This is a genomic window from Streptomyces sp. KPB2 (genome assembly GCF_003950055.1).
GTDB classification, from domain to species: domain Bacteria; phylum Actinomycetota; class Actinomycetes; order Streptomycetales; family Streptomycetaceae; genus Streptomyces; species Streptomyces salinarius.
This window is the reverse complement of the sequence record NZ_CP034353.1, coordinates 2385224-2407173: the sequence shown is the minus strand read 5'-3', so window position 1 is coordinate 2407173 and position 21950 is coordinate 2385224. Positions and strand designations below refer to the sequence as shown.

The window sequence follows — 21950 nt, the reverse complement described above, 5'->3', positions numbered from 1 at the left end:
CTCGCAGAGCTAAATCTGCAAAGCCCCCGTTGTGTAGCGGCCTAGCACGCTGCCCTCTCAAGGCAGTAGCGCCGGTTCGAATCCGGTCGGGGGTACAGATCCTTCCCGCGAGGACAGCTCGGGTCGCTCCCACTGTCGTCGATGCAGGATCGCTAGGGCCCCCGTTGTGTAGCGGCCTAGCACGCCGCCCTCTCAAGGCGGTAGCGCCGGTTCGAATCCGGTCGGGGGTACGAACTGGTCTAAACCACATTGGTCTATGGTGTAATTGGCAGCACGACTGATTCTGGTTCAGTTAGTCTAGGTTCGAGTCCTGGTAGACCAGCTCGGATCTGCGGCGATGCAGTATGGATCGCCTGCAGGATCCACGCCCCCGTTGTGTAGCGGCCTAGCACGCCGCCCTCTCAAGGCGGTAGCGCCGGTTCGAATCCGGTCGGGGGTACTCGAAGCCCGAAAGGGGGCTTCCGCCGAGGCGGAAGCCCCCTTCGGCGTTCACCCGGTGCTCACTCGATGCCGTACCGCCGCGCCGACTCCTCCTCCTGCGCCAGCCGGTGCAGGGCCCGCAGCACCGGCTGGAAGAGCACCGCCGAGGCGACCGCCATCTCCACCTGCTCCGCCTCCGAGGCGTGGGTCTCCATGAAGTCCAGGTCCCGCCGGGCCACCTCCATCATCAACTCGCCGTAGGGCGCCATCAGTTCCGCGTTCCACGGATAGCCGAGCCGGCGCAGCGCGGCCACCGCCACCACCAGGGAGCGGTGCACGGGGGAGAGCGGCGCCAACTCCTGGGAGGTCTCCCAGCCCAGCAGTTCGAGGAGCTGGTCCACCTCGGTCCGCGCGGCGGCCACCGCCGGGTCCGCCTCGTCCGGCTCGGCGTCCTGCGGCAGCGCCCACAGGGCCGCCCCCAGCCGGATCGTGCGGCCCAGCGACTCGTCGTCGACGTGCCCCAGGACCTCCCGGGCCGTCGCCACCGGCACCTTGCCCACCTGGATCAGCGCCCGCACCAGCCGCAGTCGGCGCAGATGGCTCTCGTCGTACTCGGCGGTGGTCGCGTTGAGCTGCCGGCCCGGCGGCAACAGCCCTTCCCGCAGGTAGTACTTGATCGTCGCGGTGGACACCCCGCTGCGGTTGCTCAGGTCGGCCAGTCGCATCCCTTGCGCCCTCCTTCGGATAGCGCCACTATCTAAGCAGCGCCACTTGGACAGTGCAGCTCGCCAACAGGGGGAGGCATCATGCCGGGCAAGAACGCGACCGCGACCCGCACCACCGCTGCCGCCGAGGGGGAGGTGACCGTCCTGCTGATCGGCATGCGGATCAACCACTTCTGGGCCGTGCACCACTGGCTGCCGGTCCTCCTGGCCATGCCGCGCATGCTCCGCGAACTGGCGAAGGCACCGGAGCGCGGGCTCCTGAACCACGTCCTGCTGACGGCCTCGCCGCGGACGTACTACGTCGTCCAGTACTGGGAGTCCAAGGAGAAGCTCTACCGGTACGCGCACTCGCCCGACATGTTCCACCACCGGGCCTGGGCGATCATCAACCGCAAGGAGCGCAAGGGGCAGGTACGCGGGCACGTGGGGCTGTGGCACGAGGCGTACGTCGTGCCGGAGGGGTCCTACGAGTCGATCTACGCCGACATGCCCGCGTTCGGGCTCGCGGCGGCACACGGACAGGTGCCCCTGGAGCGACGGGGCAAGCGCGCCCGCGACCGCTACGCGTACCGGTCGCCGAAGGCGGCGGACCCGGCGGCGAAGCGGGCCGAGAAGCGCGTCGTCGCCCCGGGGAAGGCCCCCGACGGGCTCTGAGAACGGCGCCGGACCCGCCGCGGCGTTGAGGCGGGCCCGGAACCGGTCGGACGTGTCCGGGGACGGTCAACCGTTGCGGCGCAGCGCCTCGGAGAGGCGGCCGGCGGCGTCGATGATGGCCTGCGCGTGCATGCGGCCGGGGTGGCGGGTCAGGCGCTCGATGGGCCCGGAGACGGACACGGCGGCCACCACGCGGTTGGAGGGGCCGCGCACCGGCGCGGAGACGGACGCGACGCCGGGCTCACGCTCGCCGATGGACTGGGCCCAGCCGCGGCGCCGCACGCCGGACAGCGCCGTCGCCGTGAAGCGGGCACCCTGGAGACCGCGGTGGAGGCGCTCGGGCTCCTCCCAGGCCATGAGGATCTGCGCCGAGGAGCCGGCCTTCATGGTGAGCGTGGAGCCGACCGGGACCGTGTCCCTCAGGCCCGACAGCCGCTCGGCCGCGGCCACGCAGATGCGCATGTCGCCCTGGCGGCGGTAGAGCTGGGCGCTCTCGCCCGTCACGTCGCGCAGGTGGGTGAGGACCGGACCCGCCGTGGCGAGCAGGCGGTCCTCGCCGGCCGCCGCGGCCAGTTCGGCCAGGCGCGGGCCGAGGATGAAACGGCCCTGCATGTCGCGCGCCACCATACGGTGGTGTTCCAGCGCCACGGCCAGGCGGTGGGCCGTGGGTCGTGCCAGTCCGGTCGCACCGACCAACCCCGCGAGGGTGGCCGGGCCGGACTCCAGAGCGCTCAGGACGAGGGCCGCCTTGTCCAGAACGCCGACGCCGCTACTGTTGTCCATGACACGATACTCCCGTCTCACTCTGTGAAACGCAAGTTCAATTTTCCATGGAACGCGCCACTCTGGACGGCAGGAAGTCACAACGGCCCGTGACGAAAGGGCCTGGTGGCGGTTGCCCGGAAACACAGGGGTGCGGGCACCGCTTCCCCAAGATCTCTAGTTGGGTCGGCGCTTCGTCGTCGACCGAAGGGAAAGCGATGGGTAGGACACTCGCGGAGAAGGTCTGGGACGACCACGTCGTCCGGCGCGCCGAGGGCGAGCCCGACCTCCTCTTCATCGATCTGCACCTGCTGCACGAGGTGACCAGCCCGCAGGCCTTCGACGGCCTCCGCAAGAGCGGCCGCCCGGTGCGGCGGCTCGACCTGACCATCGCCACCGAGGACCACAACACCCCCACGCTCGACATCGACAAGCCCATCGCGGACCCGGTCTCCCGGGCCCAGCTGGAGACGCTGCGCAAGAACTGCGCGGAGTTCGGCGTCCGGCTGCACCCGCTGGGCGACGTCGAGCAGGGCGTCGTGCACGTCGTCGGCCCGCAGCTCGGTCTGACCCAGCCCGGCACGACCGTGGTCTGCGGCGACTCGCACACCTCCACGCACGGCGCCTTCGGCGCGCTGGCGTTCGGCATCGGCACCTCGCAGGTCGAGCACGTGCTGGCCACCCAGACGCTGCCCATGGCCCGCCCGAAGACCATGGCGATCACCGTCAACGGCGAGCTGCCCGAGGGCGTCACCGCCAAGGACCTGATCCTGGCGATCATCGCGCGGATCGGCACCGGCGGCGGCCAGGGCTACATCCTGGAGTACCGCGGCGAGGCCATCGAGAAGCTCTCGATGGAGGCCCGCATGACCATCTGCAACATGTCGATCGAGGCCGGCGCCCGCGCGGGCATGATCGCCCCCGACGAGACCACCTTCGCCTACCTCCAGGGCCGCCCGCACGCCCCCGAGGGCGCCGACTGGGACGCGGCGGTGGAGTACTGGAAGACGCTGCGCACGGACGACGACGCCGAGTTCGACGCCGAGGTGGTCATCGAGGCCGCCGAGCTGGCGCCGTTCGTCACCTGGGGCACCAACCCCGGCCAGGGCGCGCCGCTTTCCGCCGCCGTCCCCGACCCGGCCTCGTACGAGGACGCCTCGGAGCGCTTCGCCGCCGAAAAGGCCCTGGAGTACATGGGCTTGGAGGCCGGGCAGCCGCTGCGCTCCATCAAGGTGGACACCGTCTTCGTGGGCTCCTGCACCAACGGCCGCATCGAGGACCTGCGCGCCGCCGCCGAGATCGTCCGGGACCGCAAAGTCGCCGACGGCGTACGCATGCTGGTCGTCCCGGGCTCCGCGCGGGTCGGTCTCCAGGCCGTCTCCGAGGGCCTGGACGTGGTCTTCAAGGAGGCCGGCGCCGAATGGCGGCACGCGGGCTGCTCGATGTGCCTGGGCATGAACCCGGACCAGCTGGCCCCCGGTGAGCGCTCCGCGTCCACCTCCAACCGCAACTTCGAGGGACGCCAGGGCAAGGGCGGCCGCACCCACCTGGTGTCGCCGCAGGTCGCCGCCGCGACGGCGGTCCTGGGCCACCTGGCCTCCCCGGCCGACCTGTCCGCCGCCGACGCCCCCACGCCCGCTGGAGTCTGAGAGTCATGGAAGCGTTCACCAAGCACACCGGCCGGGCCGTCCCGCTGCGCCGCAGCAACGTCGACACCGACCAGATCATCCCCGCCCACTGGCTCAAGAAGGTGACCCGGGACGGGTTCGAGGACGGGCTCTTCGAGGCCTGGCGCAAGGACCCCGAGTTCGTGCTCAACCGGCCCGAGCGCGAGGGCGCCACCGTCCTGGTCGCCGGCCCCGACTTCGGCACCGGATCCTCCCGCGAGCACGCCGTCTGGGCGCTGCAGAACTACGGCTTCAAGGCCGTGATCTCCTCCCGCTTCGCCGACATCTTCCGCGGCAACTCGCTGAAGAACGGCCTGCTCACCGTCGTCCTCGACCAGAAGATCGTGGACGCGCTGTGGGAGCTGGTGGAGAAGGACCCGCAGGCCGAGATCACGGTCGACCTGGAGGCCCGCGAGGTCCGGGCCGAGGGCGTCACCGCCTCCTTCGAGCTGGACGAGAACTCCCGCTGGCGGCTGCTGAACGGGCTGGACGACATCTCGATCACTCTCCAGAACGAGGCGGACATCGCCGCGTACGAGGCGAAGCGCCCGTCGTTCAAGCCGCAGACCCTCCAGGTCTGATCCCGGAGCCCCCACGCGTCTCCGGGGGCTTCGCAAGGTCGAGTTTCGGCCACCCAACACACCCGCCGTACCCCCGATCGGCCCGATCGGGGGTACGGCCGTTTTCGGATCCGCCCGAGGCCGCCGATGCCGGGCGTGACGCACAACTTCCCACGTTAGAGGCGTTGTTGCCGGGGTACGCGAGGTCTTGAGGACCGGATTCCGGATGCGCCAGGAAGGCCGTTCGGGGCGGCAGTTGCCCCCTGCGCAGGCGACAACTCGCCCCAGATGGCACAATCTGTGCATGGAACACGACGGCCAACTCGAGCTCTATACGGCGGTCGCGGTCCGGCTCAAGGAAGCGCACACAAGAGTGCGCGCACTGCAAGTCCCGGAGGGCGTACGGATGGCGCTGACCCGGAAGCTGCTGGTCATTACGGCCGCGGCCAAACACGATCTCGCCGGTGCGGCACGGCGCCTGGACCGGTTCACCGCCGACCTCGACGCGGGTCGATTCCCCGACGAGGAAGGCTGAACCGGCCGGACTGCCCGAGTCCGTTGCGGCACAAGGGTGATTAGCCCGTTTCGTGTTTGATTTGCGGTATATATCTGCCTAACGTGCGAAAAAGCTTGAACACATTCGTTCTGGCGAGGTCTCCGAAGGGGAAGACGTGAACAAGGCGCAGCTCGTAGAAGCGATTGCCGACAAGCTGGGAGGCCGGCAGCAGGCCGCCGACGCCGTCGACGCGGTCCTGGACGCCCTCGTCCGTGCCGTCGTCGCGGGTGACCGGGTCTCGGTCACCGGCTTCGGCTCCTTCGAGAAGGTCGACCGCCCCGCCCGCTACGCCCGCAACCCCCAGACGGGCGAGCGGGTTCGGGTCAAGAAGACCTCCGTGCCGCGCTTCCGTGCGGGCCAGGGCTTCAAGGACCTGGTGAGCGGCTCGAAGAAGCTCCCGAAGAACGACATCGCGGTCAAGAAGGCCCCCAAGGGCAGCCTGTCCGGCCCGCCGCCCACCATCTCCAAGGCCGCGGGCAAGAAGGCCGCCGCCAAGAAGGCCACGGGCGCCGCGAAGAAGGCCACGGGCGCGGCCAAGAAGACGTCCGCGGCGGCGAAGAAGACCACCGCGAAGAAGACCACCGGCGCCGCGAAGACCACGGCGAAGAAGACCACCGCCAAGAAGTCCGCCGCCAAGAGCACCACGGCGGCCGCGAAGAAGACCGCCGCCAAGAAGGCGCCGGCGAAGAAGGCGACCGCCAAGAAGGCCCCGGCCAAGAAGTCGACGGCCCGCAAGACCACCGCCAAGAAGGCCACCGCCCGCAAGAAGTAGCAGGCAGCCGCAGACCCTGCGAGCGGCGGCGAACAGCAGCAGGCGAACGGGCACAGGGCACTCACGCGCCGGGCCGGACTCCCTCTCGGAGTCCGGCCCGCGGCGTGTCCGGGGGCGGCGCGAGGGCCCCCGCGGATCAGAACGTCTGCAGCGTCACCAGCGTGATCCGGAGTCCCGCGCCCCGGGTGCCGCCTCCGGCCCCGGCCTCGCCGTCCGCCTCGCCCTCGCCCTCGCCCTCGCCCTCGGTCCCGGCCTCGGTCTCGGTCTCGATCCGCACCCGCTGCCCCGGCCGCAGCAGCCTCAGACCCCCCGCGTCGAACGCCGCCGCGTCGAAGGGCACGGGCGTTCCGTCGTCGAGCAGCACCTGCCCGGTGCGGCTTTCGGGGTCGTACGTGTACGCGGTCGCCTGCATGCGCGCAGCCTACTGCCCGGCGATCAGCAGCCGCGCCGCCACCGCGGCCGTACGGGGCCCCACCCCGAGCGCCAGCGCGGAGCGGAGATCACCGCCGGTGTCGACGTCCTGCCGTACGGAATCCACCGCGCCCAGACGCAGTTCCACCGCGCCGGACGCACGGTGGCGGGCCCGTGAATCCGTACCGAATGCGGGGGCCAATTCGCGGCCCGGTGCCACCGCCAGCAAGGTGGTGCCGATTCCGGCCGCGTCCGGGAGAAAAGCGCGCGGGAATTGCGTGGCCGCGGCCAGCACCCGCGCCAATTCCGCCGGCCGCAGCGCGGGAAGATCGGCGTTCAGGGCGGCCACCGGGCTGTGCGGCCGGGCCGCCCGTACCGCGGCGGCTCCGTGCGCCAGCGCGGCGTTCAGGCCGCCGCCTGGCTCGTCCGGGACGATGCCCGCGCCGAGCGCCGCCAGCTCCCGCCCGGCCCGCGCGTCGTCCGTGACGACTGCCACATCCACGACCGCCGGGCAGGCCAGCGCGGCCGCCACGGTGTCCTGTGCGAACGCCAGCGCGAGCCCCGGCCGCACCCCGTCGTGCGCGGTGTCCGCCAGCCTGCTCTTGGCCCGGGCGAGGTGTTTCACGGGTACGACCAAGGTCCACTGCACGAGGTTCCGTCCTTCTCTCGTCGCCGTCATTGTCACCTGCGAGACCTGGCGGTTCACTCTTCGGGGCGTACGGTGTTCTCGACAGACGGGCGGCCCGGGGCGACACTTGTCCGGCCCCAGGCCCTGGAGGAAAGGTGTCAGCGTGCCCCGCCGCAGAATCGGCTTCTGGTACCGCTTGGCCGCGGTGATCTGCAAACCGCCGCTGGTGGTTCTGATCAAGCGGGACTGGCGGGGAATGGAGAACATTCCGGCCGAGGGTGGATTTATCACCGCCGTGAACCACAATTCGCACGTCGACCCCTTCGCGTACGCGCACTACCAGTACAACACCGGACGCGTCCCGCGATTCCTGGCCAAGAGCGGCCTTTTCAAGAAGGGCTTCGTCGGCGCCGCGATGCGCGGGACCGGACAGATCCCCGTCTACCGCGAGAGCACGGACGCGCTCAGCGCCTTCCGGGCCGCGATCGACGCCGTGGAGCGCGGCGAGTGCGTCGCGTTCTACCCCGAGGGCACCCTCACCCGCGACCCGGACGGCTGGCCCATGACCGGCAAGACCGGTGCCGCGCGCGTCGCCCTGCAGACCAAGTGCCCGGTGATCCCGGTCGCCCAGTGGGGCTGCAACGAACTGCTGCCGCCGTACGCCAAGAAGCCGAACCTCCTGCCGCGCAAGACCCACCAGGTGCTCGCCGGCCCGCCGGTGGACCTGTCGCGGTTCTACGACCGGGAGATGACCGCGGAGGTGCTCAAGGAGGCCACCGAGGTCATCATGGCCGCCGTCACTCGCCAGCTGGAGGAGATCCGCGGCGAGAAGGCACCCGAGACCCCCTACGACCCGCGCCGCGAGCGGATCGAACAGCGGCGCCGGACGCAGGCGCAGGCGCGCGCGCAGGCGCAGCAGGCAGAGCAGGCAGAAGGGCAGAGCACGTGAGCAAGCCGGTCAAGGCGGCAGTCTTCGGCACCGGATCCTGGGGCACCGCCTTCGGCACGGTCCTCGCCGACGCGGGCTGCGACGTCACCCTGTGGGGGCGCCGCGCCGCACTCGCCGACGCCGTCAACTCCACCCGCACCAACCCGGACTACCTGCCCGGCGTGGAACTCCCCGATAACCTGCGGGCCACCACGGACGCCGCCGAGGCCGCGCACGACGCCGACTTCACCGTCCTCGCCGTCCCCTCCCAGACGTTGCGCGCGGGACTCGCCGACTGGACGCCGCTGCTGGCACCCGGCACCGTGCTGGTCTCGCTGATGAAGGGCGTCGAACTCGGCTCCGCGATGCGGATGAGCGAGGTGATCGGGGACGTTGCCAAGGTCGGCCCCGAGCGCATCGCCGTGGTCACCGGGCCCAACCTGGCCCGCGAGATCGCCGCCCGGATGCCGGCCGCCGCCGTGGTCGCCTGCCCCGACGAATCCGTCGCCCAGCGGCTCCAGACCGCCTGCCACACGCCGTACTTCCGCCCCTACACCAACACCGACGTCGTCGGCTGCGAACTGGGCGGCGCCGTGAAGAACGTGATCGGTCTCGCCGTCGGCATCGCGGACGGCATGGGCCTCGGCGACAACGCCAAGGGCTCCCTGATCACCCGCGGTCTCGCCGAGACCACCCGCCTCGGCGTCGCGCTCGGCGCCGACCCGCTGACCTTCTCCGGACTCGCCGGGCTCGGCGACCTGGTGGCGACCTGCTCCTCGCCGCTGTCCCGCAACCACACCTTCGGCACCAACCTCGGCAGGGGCATGACCCTGGAGGAGACCATCGCGGTCACCAAGCAGACCGCCGAGGGCGTCAAGTCCTGCGAGTCGGTGCTGGACCTGGCCCGCAGGCACGGCGTCGACATGCCGATCACCGAGACGGTCGTCGCGATCGTGCACGAGGGCAAGTCCCCGGTGGTCGCCGTGAAGGAGCTGATGTCGCGCAGCGCGAAGCCCGAACGACGCTGAGCGACCCCTCCCGGGACGATCCGGAACCCGCGCGCCACGCGGCCCCGCCGACGCTGTCTCACGGCCCTACGGGCGGGTACTCTCAACGCGATATGAGCACCGAGAACCTCCCCCAGAACCCTGAGCAGAGCCCCGCGCGGCCGCCCCGCAAGCCGCGTGTGGCCGTCGTGTTCGGCGGGCGCAGCTCCGAACACGGGATCTCCGTGGTCACCGCCGGCGCCGTCCTCGCGGCCATCGACCGGACGCGCTACGACGTCCTGCCGATCGGCATCACCCGGGACGGCCGCTGGGCCCTCACCGCCGACGAACCGGAACGCATGGCGATCACCGAACGCCGTACGCCCGACGTCGAGGAGCTGGCCGAGTCGACCGAGGGCGGCGTGCTGCTGCCCGTCGACCCCGCCAACCGCGAGGTCGTCTACAGCGAACCGGGCTCGGTGCCCAAGGCGCTCGGCGAGGTCGACGTCGTCTTCCCCGTGCTGCACGGCCCCTACGGTGAGGACGGCACCCTCCAGGGCCTGCTGGAGCTGTCCGGTGTGCCCTATGTCGGCGCGGGCGTGCTCGCCTCCGCCGTCGGCCAGGACAAGGAGTACATGAAGGCGGTCTTCGCCTCCTACGGCCTGAAGGTCGGCCCCTACGTGGTGGTACGGCCCCGCGAGTGGGAGCAGGACCGTTCCGGCGCCCGCAAGAAGATCGTCGACTTCGCCGGGGAGCACGGCTGGCCGCTGTTCGTGAAGCCCGCGCGCGCGGGTTCCTCGATCGGCATCACCAAGGTCGACGACCTCTCCGGCCTCGACGAGGCGATCGAGGAGGCCCGGCGCCACGACCCGAAGATCCTGGTCGAGGCGGCGCTGCGCGGCCGGGAGATCGAGTGCGGGGTGCTGGAGTTCGAGGACGGCCCCCGTGCCTCCGTCCCGGCCGAGATCCCGCCGCCCTCGGAGCACGCGTACTACGACTTCGAGGCCAAGTACATCGACTCCACCCCCGGCATCGTGCCGGCCCCGCTCACGGCCGAGGAGACCGCCGAGGTCCAGCGCCTCGCCGTGGCGGCGTTCGACGCGGCCTCCTGCGAGGGGCTGGTGCGCGCGGACTTCTTCCTCACCGAGGACGACGAGTTCGTCATCAACGAGATCAACACCATGCCCGGCTTCACGCCGATCTCCATGTACCCGCAGATGTGGCAGGCGAGCGGCGTGAGCTACCCGGAGCTGGTGGACCGGCTGGTCCAGGCGGCGCTGCGGCGGTCCACCGGACTGCGCTGACGCGCTTCGCGCCGTGACCACAGAGAAGGCGACTCCCTCGGGGGTCGCCTTCTCGCAGTATGATCAGCGGGTTTCCTGTCCGGTCCGGGAACCGTCATCGACTCGCCGTCGTCTGCTGAGGAACAGCACGCGGCGGCGATCAACAGGACGGGACCGAGCGGCGGAGAGGGGGCAGGAGCTAGAGATGGACGACCGGACAGGTCAGGGTGCGGGTGATGCCGTCCACTTGCTGGACCTTGGCGACCACCATGCGACCCAGTTCGTCGACGGTGTCCGACTGGGCACGGACGATGACGTCGTAGGGTCCTGTCACGTCCTCGGCCTGGATCACGCCGGGGAGCTTGCTGATCGTCTCGGCGACGGTCGACGCCTTGCCGACCTCCGTCTGGATCAGGATGTACGCCTGTACCACGGAACCTCCAGAGCGGCCACGAGGATCATGTGGGGAAAGGAACGCCACGGTATCGCGTAGCCGCTCTCCGAGGGGAGACCCGCGGGCCGCGGACCTCGCGCGTCGGGGTGCCCGAGGGACACGAGTTGACGATCACGCCGACCGTGGCGACGGTCCATTCGACCGTAACGAGGACAGAGATGACGCGCGACCGGGCACGGACGCGGACAGGGACCGGGACAGAAGGGGAGCCAAGGCGATGAAGGGCACTGTTGGTGAGCTGGGGGAGTTCGGGCTCATCAGGGAGCTCACCTCCCGTCTCACCACCACCCCCGCGGTCCGGGTCGGACCCGGCGACGACGCCGCGGTGGTGGCCGCGCCCGACCGCAGGGTGGTGGCCAGCACCGACATCCTCGTCGAGGGGCGGCACTTCCGCCGGGACTGGTCCACCGCGTACGACGTGGGCCGCAAGGCGGCGGCGCAGAACCTGGCCGACATCGCGGCCATGGGCGCCGTGCCGACCGCGCTGCTGCTCGGCCTGGTCGTGCCCGCCGAACTGCCGGTGACCTGGCCGACCGAGCTGATGGACGGGCTGCGCGACGAGTGCCAGGTCGCGGGCGCCTCCGTGGTCGGCGGCGACGTGGTGCGCGGCGACACCATCACCGTCTCCATCACCGCCCTCGGCGACCTGCGCAACCAGGAGCCCGTCACCCGGGCCGGCGCCCAGCCCGGCGACCTCGTCGCGGTGACCGGCTGGCTGGGGTGGTCCGCCGCCGGGTTCGCCGTCCTGTCCCGCGGCTTCCGCTCGCCGCGCGCCTTCGTCGAGGCCCACCGCCGCCCCGAGCCGCCGTACCACGCTGGTCCGGCCGCGGCCGGCCTGGGCGCCACCGCCATGTGCGACGTCAGTGACGGCCTGATCGCCGACCTGGGACACATCGCCGAGGCCAGCAAGGTCAGGATCGACGTGCGCTCCGGGCAGATCGACATCCCCTCCCAGATGAACGACATCGGGCAGGCCGTCGGCGTCGACCCCATGCAGTGGGTGCTCACCGGCGGCGAGGACCACGCCATCGTGGCGACCTTCCCGCCGGACGTGAAGCTGCCCGCCCGCTGGAAGGTCATCGGCGAGGTCCTCAACCCCTCCGCGCTGCCCCAGGTGACGGTGGACGGTGCCCCCTGGACCAGCAAGGGCGGCTGGGACCACTTCGGCGGGGACGTGGAAGCGTGACCGCGCCGCCCCTGGTCCTCACCGTGGCGGGCTCCGACTCCGGCGGCGGCGCCGGCATCCAGGCCGACCTGAAGACGATGCTCGCCCTCGGCACCCACGGCATGAGCGTCCTCACCGCCGTCACCGCGCAGAACTCCCGCGGCGTGCAGGGCGCCTGGGAACTGCCGGTGGAGGCGGTGCGCGCCCAGTACCGCAGCGTCGTGGACGACATCGGCGTCCAGGCGGTCAAGACCGGGATGCTGTCCTCCGCCGAACTGGTCGAGACCGTCGCCGAGTTGCTCGCCGGCACCGACGCGCCGGTCGTCATCGACCCGGTCGGCGTCTCCAAGCACGGGGACGCACTGCTCGCCGCCTCCGCGCTGGACGCGGTGCGCACCCGGCTGCTGCCGGTCGCCACCGTCGCCACGCCCAACCTCGACGAGGTCGCCCAACTCACCGGCGTACGCGTCGAGTCCGACGCCGACCTGTGCCGGGCCGCGGCCGCCGTCCTCGCGTTCGGACCGCGCTGGGTGCTGATCAAGGGCGGTCATCTGGCCGGCGACGCCGTCGACCTGCTCACCGACGGCTCCGAGGAACACTGGCTGCGCGCCCCCCGCCTCGACAACCGCCACACGCACGGCACCGGCTGCACCCTCGCCTCGGCCGTGGCCTGCGGGCTGGCCAAGGGGCAGTCGGTGCCGGACGCGGTGCGAGCGGCCAAGGAGTACGTCACCGGGGCGATCGCGGCCGGGTTCCCGCTCGGCGGCGGCATCGGCCCCGTGGACCACGGCTGGGCGCTCAGGCGGGATACTCCCTGAGTTCGATGTCGGTGGCCGCCTTCTCCGTGAGCCGCTTGAAGAAGCCGGCCATCAGGCGGTGGCTGAGCAGCCGGTACATGCGGTCCCGGCTGCGGATACGCCGCTCGGTGGGCGGGGCGAAGAACGGGCCCGCGTTGCCGGAGATCTTCTGACAGCCCTTGGCGAAGTCCCGGATCCGCGTCTCGTACTCGGCGAACGCGGTCCGGTGGTCGCCGCCGGCCAGGGCGAGTTCCCCGGCGAGGACGTACGCCCCGACGACCGCCACGCCCGTGCCCATGCCGCCCATGGTGGCGCCGTACCCGGCGTCGCCGAGCAGAGCGACGCGCCCCTCGGTGAGCCGGTCGACGTGGATCTGCGCGATCGCGTCGAAGTACAGGTCGTCGGCCTCCTCCAGCGCCTTCAGCACGCTCGGCGCCTCCCAGCCCATCCCCGCGAAGCGTTCCCGCAGGATCCGCTTCTGCGCGGCCACGTCCCCGCGGTCGTACACCAGCCGCTCCGAGCGGAACACGAGGAGGGCGCCCGCGTGGTCCGGGTCCCCGTCGTAGTTGCCGACGCAGACCGCGCGGCCGGGCTCGCTGTACAGGCGGCCGGTGCGGTCGAGGCCCAGGTGGTTGGGGACGCCGAAGCCGGCGACGTAGTGGTCCTGGAAGCGCAGGTACCGGGACTCGTCGCCGAAGACCAGGCGGCGGGTGCGCGAATGCAGGCCGTCCGCGCCGACGACGAGGTCGAAGCGGCGGGGCGCACCGCGCTCGAAGGTGACGTCCACTCCGTCCCCGGTGTCGGTGAGCGTGGCGACCGAGTCCCCGAAGACGTACTCGACGGTGTCCTCGGTGCGCTCGTGCAGAATCTTCGCCAGTTCGCCGCGGAAGATCTCCACGTCCCCGCTCATCATCTCGGCGGGCAGGTCCACGCGCGGGGTGCCGTCGGCGTCGACTACGGTCTGCCGGCCCATGTGGGTCCGGCGGGCGTGGATCTCGTCCCAGACGCCCAGGGCGGTGAGCACCCGCCGGTGCACATGGCCCCGGAAGTCGACGGCGAAGCCGTCACCGCGCAGCGCGGGTGCCTTCTCGACAACGGTGACCCGGGCGCCGTACCGGGCGAGACAGAGGGCGAGGGCGGGCCCGGCGACGCCGGCGCCGGAGACGAGGACGGTGAGGTGGCCGAGGCGGTGTGTGTGCGTCATGACAATGACCCTCGGCGGCCCCGCTTACCGTTCACCCACCGTCCGCTTACCGCGGGCTGACGGGGGCTGACGGGCGCCGGACGCGGGGCAGCCGCAGGGGCGGGTGCGCGGGGCGGGTGCCCGACGCCGGCCCGGGGCCCGGGCGAAGGGCCTGGCGGGGGTGTCCCGCCGCTGCCTGCGCCCGGATCCGAGCCGCAGGTCTTCGCACGGCCCGCCCAAGGCACACGACCGCACCCTCCGAGCAGAGACGGAGGCCCCGCACATCGGCGGTGAGCGCACAGTAGGCACGCGCACACCGACGACCGCCCACCTGCCCTGCGGGTGGCTACCGTGCGCCCACCGCCGCCGCGCGCAGCCTCCGTCCGCGTGCGAAGGCGTGGTCGTACGCCTCGGGGGCGAGCCGGGCGCGGACCTCCCGCTCGGTGCGCGAGGCGTCCGGGTCGCCGAGGGCCGGGGCGCCGCGCAGACCCGTGGCGGCGCCGAGGAGTTCGGCGGCGCGCTCCGGGGCGGGGGCCATGACGGCCAGGGACTCGGCGACCTCCGCCAGGGCGAGTACGTCGGGGGAGTCGAGGGCGAGCAACCGGGCCTGCTCCAGCCAGTCCGCGGCAGCCCGCGCGTCGCCCTCCGCGGCGGCCGTGCGGCCCAGACCCACCAGGATGCGGACCGACTCACCGGTACTGAACCAGTTGTCGGCGCACAACCGCAGCGCGTGCTCGTACTCCCCGCGCGCGCGTGCCGTGTCGCCGGAGAGCCGGGCCACGTCGCCGAGACCCCGCCGGGCGCTCGCCACCTTGTCACCTGCCCCCACCGAGCGGGCGAGGGCCGCGGAGTGCGTGAAGTGCCGGGCGGCCTCCTCGGTCTCGCCCCGGTGCAGCAGCACGAGCGCGCGCGAGCGCAGCAGGTCCGCGGTCTCCTCGGGCGACCCCAGCTCCCGGACGTGGGCCAGCCCCTCGTCGAGGAGTTCCAGCGCCCGGTCGTACGCGCCGCGCCGGTTGGCGAAGCCGCCCAGCGGGTCGAGGCAGTTGGCCATGCCCCAGCGGTCCCCGGTGGCACGGAAGCCGGCCAGGGACCGGGCGAACGCGGCCTCCGACTCGGCCGCCCGGCCCCCGAACAGCTCCTGGTAGCCGATGCCCATGTCGAGCAGGGCGAGCCCCCAGGGCCCCTTGCCGACCTGAACCCTCGGCAGGGCGTCCGCCACGAGCGTGGGCCCGCAGGTGAGCGAGTGCAGGACGACCGTGAACGGCAGCCGCAACGGCCGGTCCAGCGACGCCATCAGCGCCGACACCCGCGCGAGCCGACCGGCCTCGGCCGGGTCGCCCTCCCCGTCCCCGGAGACCGCGTTCATCGCGCACAGCGCGTACTCCTCGGCCAGCCCCTCGGGAGGCTCGTCGCCGACCGCCGTCATCAGCGCGCGGGCCCGCGGCACCTGCTCGCCATGGAGGCCGCGCAGCCGGTGGAACCAGGTCAGCGCGGCCATGAGCCGCAGGGCCTCGCGCGGGTCGGTCTCCGTGAGGTGACGCTGGGCCGCGTCCAGGTTGCCCCGTTCGGCGGCGAGGCGGGACAGCCAGGGCAGCTGGCCGCCGGTGCGCAGATGCGGCTCCGCCCGCTCGGCCAGGTCCAGGAAGTACGCCGCGTGCGCGTCGCGCAGCCGGTCGCGGCCGGTCAGTTGCTCGGCCGCGAACGCGCGGAGGGTCTCCAGCATCCGGTACCGGCCCTCGGGCAGATGCTCCAGGAGCGACTTCTCCACCAGCGAGGCGAGCAGGTCCTCAGGGTGCGGCACCCCGCACACCGCCGCCACTGCCTCCAGCGTGGCGCCCCCGGTGAAGACCGTCAGCCGCCGGGCCAGCTCACGCTCCTCGTCGTCCAGCAGCTCCCAGCTCCACTCGACGACGGCGCGCAGCGTGCGGTGGCGGGGTGCCTTGGCGCGGTCGCCGCGGCTGAGCAGCCGAAATCGGTCGTCCAGGCGGTCGGCCAGCTCGTCCGGGGCGAGGGTGCGCAGCCGGGCCGCCGCCAGCTCGATGGCCAGCGGCAGCCCGTCCAGGGCCGCGCAGATCTCCGGCACGCGCGCGTGGCCGTCGAACCCGGGACGCACCGCACGGGCGCGTTCCAGGAACAGTTCGGCCGACGGGCGCGGCGGCAGCGGTTGGACGGGCACCAGGGCCTCGCCGGTGATCTGGAGGCTTTCCCGGCTGGTGGCCAGGACCCGTACCCCGGGGCAGGCGCCCAGCAACAGCGCCGTCAGCGCGGCGGCCGCGTCGACGAGGTGCTCGCAGTTGTCGAGCACGAGCAGCGTCCGACGGTCCTCCAGAGCGGTCAGCAGCCGCTCCGTGGCGTCCGTGCCCGGTGTGCGGAATCCCTCGCGCACCCCGAGCGCCGTGAGCACGGCGTACGGCATCTGCCCGCCGTCGGTGAGGGGCGCCAGCTCGACGAAGCAGACGTCGGCCGGGGCGTCCGGAGCGCCGCACCGGCTCGCCGCCTCGATCGCGAGCCGGGTCTTGCCGGTGCCGCCGGGCCCGGTGAGCGTGACGAGGCGCGCTTCGGCGAACAGGGCTGCGATGCGGTCCAGCTCGGCGTCCCGGCCCACGCAGCGGGTCAGCTGGGCGGGCAGCCGGGGCCGTCGCGGGGCGGCGGCGGTGTGTCCCCGGAGCAGTTCACCGTGGAGGGCGGACAGCTCGGGCGACGGGTCGGCGCCGAGCTCCTCGGCCAGCGTGCGCCGTGCCTCCTCGTACACCGTCAGCGCCTCGGCGGGACGGCCGCCCGCGTGCAGGGCCCGCATCAGTTGCCCGTACAGCCGCTCGCTCAGGGGATGCGCGGACAGCAGCGCCCGCAACTCGGGCACCAGCTCGGGACCGCCCCCGAGTGCCAGATCCGCCTCGACCCGGTCCTGTACGGCGGTCAGCCGCAGCTCCGTCAGCCGGTCCGCCTCCGCGGGCGCCCGCGGAAGGTCGGGGAGTGCGGGGCCGCGCCACAGTGCGAGTGCCGCGCGCAAGGCGGTCGCCGCGCGCGCGTGGTCACCGGCGGCGAGGGCGGCGCGACCATCACCGCACAGACGTTCGAAGATATGGCTGTCGACGGATTCGGGCGGAGTGACGACGCGGTACCCGGCGCTGCCGCCCTCCACGGGGACGTCCGGGGCGAGTCGCCCGCGAAGCCGGGAGATCTGCGACTGGAGGGCGTTCGCGGCACCGGCGGGCGGCTCGCTGCCGTACAGGCCGTCGATCAGCCGGGCCGGGGAGACCGTGCGGCCGGCGTCGAGGAGCAGCAGCGTCAGGAGTGCTCGGGGCCGGGGACCGCCCGGGTCGACGGGGGTTCCGTCATCGGTGCGGACGTCCAGGGGGCCGAGTATCCCGAAGCGCATTTCCGGGATTCTGGCACGGCGGGTGTCCGGGTACGGCAAAAAGCCGGCCCACACGAGGTGGACCGGCTCCGTACAGCGGACCAGGCAGTGGCCGCGCGCTCAGCTGAGACGCGTCAGCGCGAGACCTTGCCGGCCTTGATGCACGAGGTGCAAGCGTTCACGCGCTTCGGCGTCCCGCCCACCACGGTACGCACACGCTGGATGTTCGGGTTCCAGCGACGGGACGTACGGCGGTGCGAGTGCGAGATGTTGTTGCCGAAGCCCGGCCCCTTGCCGCAGACGTCGCAGTTGGCAGCCACGGGTCACTCCAAAGACTTCAGATGCACTTACGGTTGATCCCGGCATGCCGGGATCAAGCTCTCGGACTCGCGAACGGGCCGGGATCTGAGTGGCGGTGCCAGGGGGGTGGCCCGATCGGGATCGGGCAACCGGAGCAGCATACAACGGCTGCTCCCGTACAACGAAACTACCACGGCAGCTCAGGGGCCCGTCCCGGCCCTGTTCCGGTGGGCCGGCGGCCCAAGGTCTACGCTGCCAGCCACGTCCGCACTCCAGGGAGGCGCAGGTGGCGCAGGTGCCGCAGAGGTTCTTCGACGCTCTGTCGGTGCGTACCTGGTGCGGTCTGTCGCTGCGCGCGCTGGGACGGGCGCGCGAGGAGATCGACGCGATCAACGTCTATCCCGTCGCCGACGGGGACACCGGCACGAACCTGTACCTGACCGTCGAGTCGGCCGTCGCCGCGGTGGAGGCCGTCTTCGCGGCGCACGAGGTGGACGGCGGGACGCGGGACGCGTCGGAGGACCGGGACACGTCGGAGGCCCGGGACACGGCCGACGGGCCCTCGCTGGCCGACGCCGTGGGCGCCATGGCGCACGGGGCGCTGATCGGCGCGCGGGGCAACTCCGGCACGATCCTCGCGCAGCTGCTGCGCGGGATGGCCCAGGTGCTCACCGAGCGGGGTGACTCCGCCCACACCGAGGGCCCCGGCCTGCGGCTGGCCCTGCGGCACGCCGCCACGTCCGCCCGGCAGGCCGTGGCCCACCCGGTCGAGGGCACCGTCCTGACCGTCGCCTCGGCCGCCGCCGACGCGGCCGACGGCGCGGAGGGCGACTGCGCCGAGGTGGCCCGCGCGGCGTACGAGGGCGCCCGCGCGGCGCTCGTCGCCACCCCGGGCCAGCTGCCCGTCCTGGAGCGCGCCGGAGTGGTCGACGCGGGTGGGCACGGTCTGGTGACGGTCCTCGCGGCCCTGGTGGAGACGTTCACGGGCCGGGCACCGGGACCGGTCGCCGTGCCGCACGCGCGCGTGGAACCCGGCGGCGCGGGCCCCGGGGAGGAGCGGGCGACGGGGGAGTGCGCCGAGGAGGGCGGCGAGGGCGGCCCCGCCTTCGAGGTGATCTACCTCCTGGAGGCCGAGGACGCGGCCGTGGCCCGGCTGCGGCGGCGGCTCGACGCCCTCGGGGACTCGCTCGTCGTGGTCGGCGGCGACGGGCTGTGGAACGTCCACGTGCACGTCGACGACGCGGGCGCCGCCGTGGAGGCCGGCGTCGAGGCCGGGCGGCCGTACCGGATCCGCATCACCCACTTCGGGCACGGCGACGCGCACACCACCGGCGCCGAGCGCCCGCCCCGGGAGCGGACCCAACGCGCCGTGGTGGCCGTCGTACCGGGGGAGGGGCTGGCCGCGCTGTACACCGAGGCCGGCGCGACCACCCTGCTCGCGCGCCCCGGGGAGCCGCCCGCGAGCGGCGAACTGGTGCAGGCCGTACGGCGGGCGCACGCGCGCGAGGTGGTGCTGCTGCCCAACGACGCCGACCTGCGCCACACCGCCGCCGCGGCGGCCGAGCAGGCCCGTACCGAGGGCGTCCGCGTCGCTCTCATCCCGACCCGTTCCGCGGTCCAGGGCATCGCCGCGCTCGCCGTGCACGAGCCCGAGCGGCGCTTCGACGAGGACGTGGTGGCCATGACCTCGGCGGCCGGCGCCACCCGCCACGCCGAGGTCACCGTCGCCGAACGCCAGTCCTGGACCACGGCGGGCATCTGCCAGGCCGGGGACGTCCTCGGCCTCATCGACGGCGACGTGGCCGTGATCGGCGCCGACGTCTCCGAGGTCGCCGCGACCGTCCTGGACCGCATGCTGTCGGCCGGCGGCGAGCTGGTCACCCTGGTCCTCGGCGACGAGGCCCCGCAGGCCGTCGCCGACCGGCTGGAGGCCCGCGTCCGCGAGGCGTACCTCGCCGTCGACACGGTGGTCTACCGGGGCGGCAGGCAGGGCGCGCTGCTGCTGGTCGGCGTCGAGTAGGGGGACGCGCACCGGGCCGGTACGGCGCTTCCCCGGCACGTTGTCAGTGGCGTGGTGTGCAATGGATCTCGTGCCCGCACTGCAAGAACCCCTGAAGAAGGTGCTCGGCCCCGCCACCGCGAAGGTGATGGCCGAGCACCTCGGCCTGCACACCGTCGGCGACCTCCTCCACCACTACCCCCGGAGATACGAGGAGCGCGGCCAGCTCACCCACCTCGCCGACCTGCCCATGGATGAGCACGTCACCGTGGTCGCGCAGGTCGCCGACGCCCGGCTGCACACCTTCGCCTCCTCGAAGGCCCCGCGCGGCAAGGGGCAGCGTCTCGAAGTGACCATCACGGACGGCAGCGGCCGCCTCCAACTGGTCTTCTTCGGCAACGGCGTGCACAAGCCCCACAAGGAACTCCTGCCGGGCACCCGCGCGATGTTCGCCGGCAAGGTCTCCGTCTTCAACCGCCGCCTGCAACTGGCGCATCCCGCGTACGAGTTGCTGCGCGGTGACACCGAGGGCGAGGAGACCGTCGAGTCCTGGGCGGGCGCCCTCATCCCCCTCTACCCGGCCACCGCCAAGCTGGAGTCCTGGAAGCTCGCCAAGGCGATCCAGACGGTGCTGCCCAGCGCCCAGGAGGCCGTCGACCCGCTCCCCGACTCCCTGCGCGAGGGCCGGGGCCTGGTCTCCCTGCCCGAGGCCCTGCTCAAGATCCACCGCCCGCACACCAAGGCCGACATCGAGGACGCCCGCGCCCGCCTGAAGTGGGACGAGGCCTTCGTCCTCCAGGTCGCCCTCGCCCGCCGCCGCCACGCCGAGACCCAACTCCCCGCCGTCCCCAGGAAGCCCGGCCCGGACGGCCTGCTCACCGCCTTCGACGACCGTCTCCCCTTCACCCTCACCGACGGCCAGCAGCGGGTCTCCCGCGAGATCTTCGACGACCTCGCCACCGACCACCCGATGCACCGGCTGCTCCAGGGCGAGGTGGGCAGCGGCAAGACCCTGGTCGCCCTGCGCGCCATGCTCGCCGTCGTCGACTCCGGCGGACAGGCCGTGATGCTGGCGCCCACCGAGGTGCTCGCCCAGCAGCACCACCGGTCGGTCGTCGAGATGATGGGCGAGCTGGCCGAGGGCGGGATGCTCGGCGGCGCCGAGCACGCCACCAAGGTGGTGCTGCTCACCGGCTCCATGGGTGCCGCCGCCCGCCGGCACGCCCTGCTCGACCTGGCCACCGGCGAGGCGGGCATCGTCATCGGCACCCACGCGCTGATCGAGGACAAGGTCCAGTTCCACGACCTCGGCCTGGTCGTCGTCGACGAGCAGCACCGCTTCGGCGTCGAGCAGCGCGACGCCCTGCGCGGCAAGGGCAAGCAGCCCCCGCACCTGCTCGTCATGACCGCCACACCCATCCCGCGCACCGTCGCCATGACCGTCTTCGGCGACCTGGAGACCTCGGTCCTGGATCAGCTCCCCGCCGGCCGGTCCCCGATCGCCAGCCACGTCGTCCCGGCCGCCGACAAACCCCACTTCCTCGCCCGGGCCTGGGAACGGGTCCGCGAGGAGGTGTCGAACGGCCACCAGGCCTACGTCGTCTGCCCGCGCATCGGCGACGAGGACGACGACCCGAAGAAGGGCGCGAAGAAGAAGGCCGCACAGGGCGAGCCGCCCGAGGGCGACGCCGAGAAGCGCCCCCCGCTCGCCGTCCTCGACGTGGCCGAGCAGCTCGCCAAGGGGCCGCTCCAGGGCCTCAAGGTGGAGGTCCTGCACGGCCGTATGCAGCCCGACGACAAGGACGCGGTCATGCGCCGCTTCGCCGCCGGGGAGACCGACGTCCTGGTCGCCACCACCGTCATCGAGGTCGGCGTCAACGTCCCCAACGCCACCGCGATGGTGATCATGGACGCCGACCGCTTCGGCGTCTCCCAGCTCCACCAGCTGCGCGGCCGGGTCGGCCGCGGCTCCGCCCCCGGCCTGTGCCTGCTGGTCAGCGAGATGCCCGAGGCGAGCGCGGCCCGGCAGCGGCTGAACGCCGTCGCGAGCACCCGCGACGGCTTCGAGCTCTCCCGCATCGACCTCGAACAGCGCCGCGAGGGCGACGTCCTCGGCCAGGCCCAGTCCGGTGCCCGCACCTCCCTGCGGGTGCTCGCCGTCATCGAGGACGAGGAGATCATCGCGGAGGCGAGACAGGAGGCCGCGGCCGTCGTGGCCGCCGATCCGGAGCTGACCGGCCTGCCGGGTCTGCGCACGGCCCTGGAGGCACTGCTGGACGACGAGCGGGAGCAGTACCTGGAGAAGGGCTGACAGACTGGCAGCGGACACCGTCCGTCCACCC

The 21950-nt window shown here is 72.7% G+C and carries 20 protein-coding genes and 4 tRNA genes; 16 read left to right on the top strand and 8 right to left on the bottom strand.

All coding sequences use genetic code 11. The features are described 5' to 3' along the window. Positions 1-22 precede the first annotated feature (22 nt). From D1J63_RS10320 to D1J63_RS10305, 4 genes are all read left to right on the top strand, one after another. Positions 23-95: transfer RNA gene (locus tag D1J63_RS10320), tRNA-Glu, on the top strand. A gap of 62 nt (positions 96-157) precedes the next feature. Then, positions 158-230 (top strand) — tRNA-Glu (locus D1J63_RS10315). A gap of 20 nt (positions 231-250) precedes the next feature. Beyond that, a tRNA-Gln gene (locus tag D1J63_RS10310) sits at positions 251-322 on the top strand. 44 nt (positions 323-366) lie between these two features. Next, positions 367-439 (top strand) — tRNA-Glu (locus tag D1J63_RS10305). 61 nt (positions 440-500) lie between these two features. Here D1J63_RS10305 and D1J63_RS10300 read toward each other — a convergent pair. Continuing rightward, a complete protein-coding gene (locus D1J63_RS10300) occupies positions 501-1145 on the bottom strand; it encodes a MerR family transcriptional regulator (RefSeq protein WP_125628662.1) in 645 nt (214 codons plus the stop codon). Positions 1146-1226: 81 nt separating this feature from the next. On the opposite strand from D1J63_RS10300, the gene D1J63_RS10295 reads away from it, so the two are divergent. After that, positions 1227-1799 carry a DUF4188 domain-containing protein gene (locus D1J63_RS10295; protein ID WP_125628661.1) on the top strand — a complete coding sequence of 191 codons (573 nt, stop codon included), beginning with the start codon at positions 1227-1229 and terminating at the stop codon, positions 1797-1799. Positions 1800-1865: 66 nt separating this feature from the next. Here D1J63_RS10295 and ndgR read toward each other — a convergent pair whose 3' ends face one another. Continuing rightward, the gene (gene ndgR / locus D1J63_RS10290; protein WP_011030305.1) at positions 1866-2582 is read right to left on the bottom strand and encodes an IclR family transcriptional regulator NdgR; all 717 of its coding nucleotides are present in this window, start codon (positions 2580-2582) and stop codon (positions 1866-1868) included. A 197-nt stretch (positions 2583-2779) separates the two neighbouring features. Here ndgR and leuC point away from each other — a divergent pair, with 197 nt between their 5' ends. The 4 genes from leuC to D1J63_RS10270 all read left to right on the top strand — a co-directional run bounded on the left by leuC (position 2780) and on the right by D1J63_RS10270 (position 6116). Continuing rightward, on the top strand, positions 2780-4210 hold the full coding sequence (gene leuC / locus D1J63_RS10285; protein WP_125628660.1) for a 3-isopropylmalate dehydratase large subunit: 1431 nt from the start codon (positions 2780-2782) through the stop codon (positions 4208-4210). Positions 4211-4215: 5 nt separating this feature from the next. Further along, positions 4216-4809, top strand: a complete 594-nt coding sequence (leuD, locus tag D1J63_RS10280) for a 3-isopropylmalate dehydratase small subunit (RefSeq protein ID WP_102929122.1) — start codon at positions 4216-4218, stop codon at positions 4807-4809. Positions 4810-5092: 283 nt separating this feature from the next. Next, on the top strand, positions 5093-5323 hold the full coding sequence (locus D1J63_RS10275) for a hypothetical protein (protein ID WP_102929121.1): 231 nt from the start codon (positions 5093-5095) through the stop codon (positions 5321-5323). 136 nt (positions 5324-5459) lie between these two features. Then, positions 5460-6116: an HU family DNA-binding protein gene (locus D1J63_RS10270; RefSeq protein WP_087807049.1), complete on the top strand. Its 657-nt coding sequence runs from the start codon at positions 5460-5462 to the stop codon at positions 6114-6116. Between the two features lie 136 nt (positions 6117-6252). Here the strand turns inward: D1J63_RS10270 and D1J63_RS10265 are convergent, their stop codons facing one another. Both D1J63_RS10265 and cofC read right to left on the bottom strand, forming a co-directional pair. Then, on the bottom strand, positions 6253-6528 hold the full coding sequence (locus D1J63_RS10265; protein ID WP_125628659.1) for a hypothetical protein: 276 nt from the start codon (positions 6526-6528) through the stop codon (positions 6253-6255). A gap of 9 nt (positions 6529-6537) precedes the next feature. Then, on the bottom strand, positions 6538-7176 hold the full coding sequence (gene cofC / locus D1J63_RS10260) for a 2-phospho-L-lactate guanylyltransferase (RefSeq protein ID WP_125628658.1): 639 nt from the start codon (positions 7174-7176) through the stop codon (positions 6538-6540). A gap of 142 nt (positions 7177-7318) precedes the next feature. On the opposite strand from cofC, the gene D1J63_RS10255 reads away from it, so the two are divergent. The 3 genes from D1J63_RS10255 to D1J63_RS10245 all read left to right on the top strand — a co-directional run bounded on the left by D1J63_RS10255 (position 7319) and on the right by D1J63_RS10245 (position 10373). Further along, positions 7319-8104, top strand: a complete 786-nt coding sequence (locus D1J63_RS10255) for a lysophospholipid acyltransferase family protein (RefSeq protein ID WP_125628657.1) — start codon at positions 7319-7321, stop codon at positions 8102-8104. Then, positions 8101-9111 (top strand): NAD(P)H-dependent glycerol-3-phosphate dehydrogenase, encoded by a 1011-nt coding sequence (locus tag D1J63_RS10250; RefSeq protein ID WP_125628656.1) that lies wholly within the window; start codon positions 8101-8103, stop codon positions 9109-9111. Before D1J63_RS10255 ends, D1J63_RS10250 begins: the two co-directional genes overlap by 4 nt. 92 nt (positions 9112-9203) lie before the next feature. Continuing rightward, entirely contained in the window at positions 9204-10373 is a 1170-nt protein-coding gene (locus D1J63_RS10245; protein ID WP_125628655.1) for a D-alanine--D-alanine ligase family protein, read from the top strand. Between the two features lie 178 nt (positions 10374-10551). On the opposite strand, the gene D1J63_RS10240 is transcribed toward D1J63_RS10245, so the two are convergent. After that, complete coding sequence (locus tag D1J63_RS10240; RefSeq protein WP_003973433.1) at positions 10552-10785, bottom strand: Lrp/AsnC ligand binding domain-containing protein; 234 nt, start codon at positions 10783-10785, stop codon at positions 10552-10554. A gap of 238 nt (positions 10786-11023) precedes the next feature. Here D1J63_RS10240 and D1J63_RS10235 point away from each other — a divergent pair, with 238 nt between their 5' ends. Further along, positions 11024-11992, top strand: coding sequence for a thiamine-phosphate kinase (locus D1J63_RS10235; protein ID WP_061442361.1), 969 nt, complete (start codon positions 11024-11026; stop codon positions 11990-11992). Beyond that, positions 11989-12789, top strand: coding sequence for a bifunctional hydroxymethylpyrimidine kinase/phosphomethylpyrimidine kinase (thiD, locus tag D1J63_RS10230; protein WP_125628654.1), 801 nt, complete (start codon positions 11989-11991; stop codon positions 12787-12789). The genes D1J63_RS10235 and thiD overlap by 4 nt, the downstream gene beginning before the upstream one ends. Here the strand turns inward: thiD and D1J63_RS10225 are convergent. The 3 genes from D1J63_RS10225 to rpmB all read right to left on the bottom strand — a co-directional run bounded on the left by D1J63_RS10225 (position 12770) and on the right by rpmB (position 17629). Further along, positions 12770-13972: an FAD-dependent monooxygenase gene (locus D1J63_RS10225; protein WP_125628653.1), complete on the bottom strand. Its 1203-nt coding sequence runs from the start codon at positions 13970-13972 to the stop codon at positions 12770-12772. The two genes, thiD and D1J63_RS10225, sit on opposite strands and share 20 nt — an antisense overlap. Before the next feature lie 325 nt (positions 13973-14297). Beyond that, positions 14298-17330, bottom strand: a complete 3033-nt coding sequence (locus D1J63_RS10220; RefSeq protein WP_125628652.1) for a BTAD domain-containing putative transcriptional regulator — start codon at positions 17328-17330, stop codon at positions 14298-14300. Positions 17331-17443: 113 nt separating this feature from the next. Then, positions 17444-17629, bottom strand: a complete 186-nt coding sequence (gene rpmB, locus D1J63_RS10215; protein ID WP_003993230.1) for a 50S ribosomal protein L28 — start codon at positions 17627-17629, stop codon at positions 17444-17446. A 266-nt stretch (positions 17630-17895) separates the two neighbouring features. On the opposite strand from rpmB, the gene D1J63_RS10210 reads away from it, so the two are divergent. After that, positions 17896-19629 (top strand): DAK2 domain-containing protein, encoded by a 1734-nt coding sequence (locus D1J63_RS10210; RefSeq protein WP_125628651.1) that lies wholly within the window; start codon positions 17896-17898, stop codon positions 19627-19629. 61 nt (positions 19630-19690) lie between these two features. After that, positions 19691-21919: an ATP-dependent DNA helicase RecG gene (recG, locus tag D1J63_RS10205; protein ID WP_125628650.1), complete on the top strand. Its 2229-nt coding sequence runs from the start codon at positions 19691-19693 to the stop codon at positions 21917-21919. Positions 21920-21950: the final 31 nt, after the last annotated feature.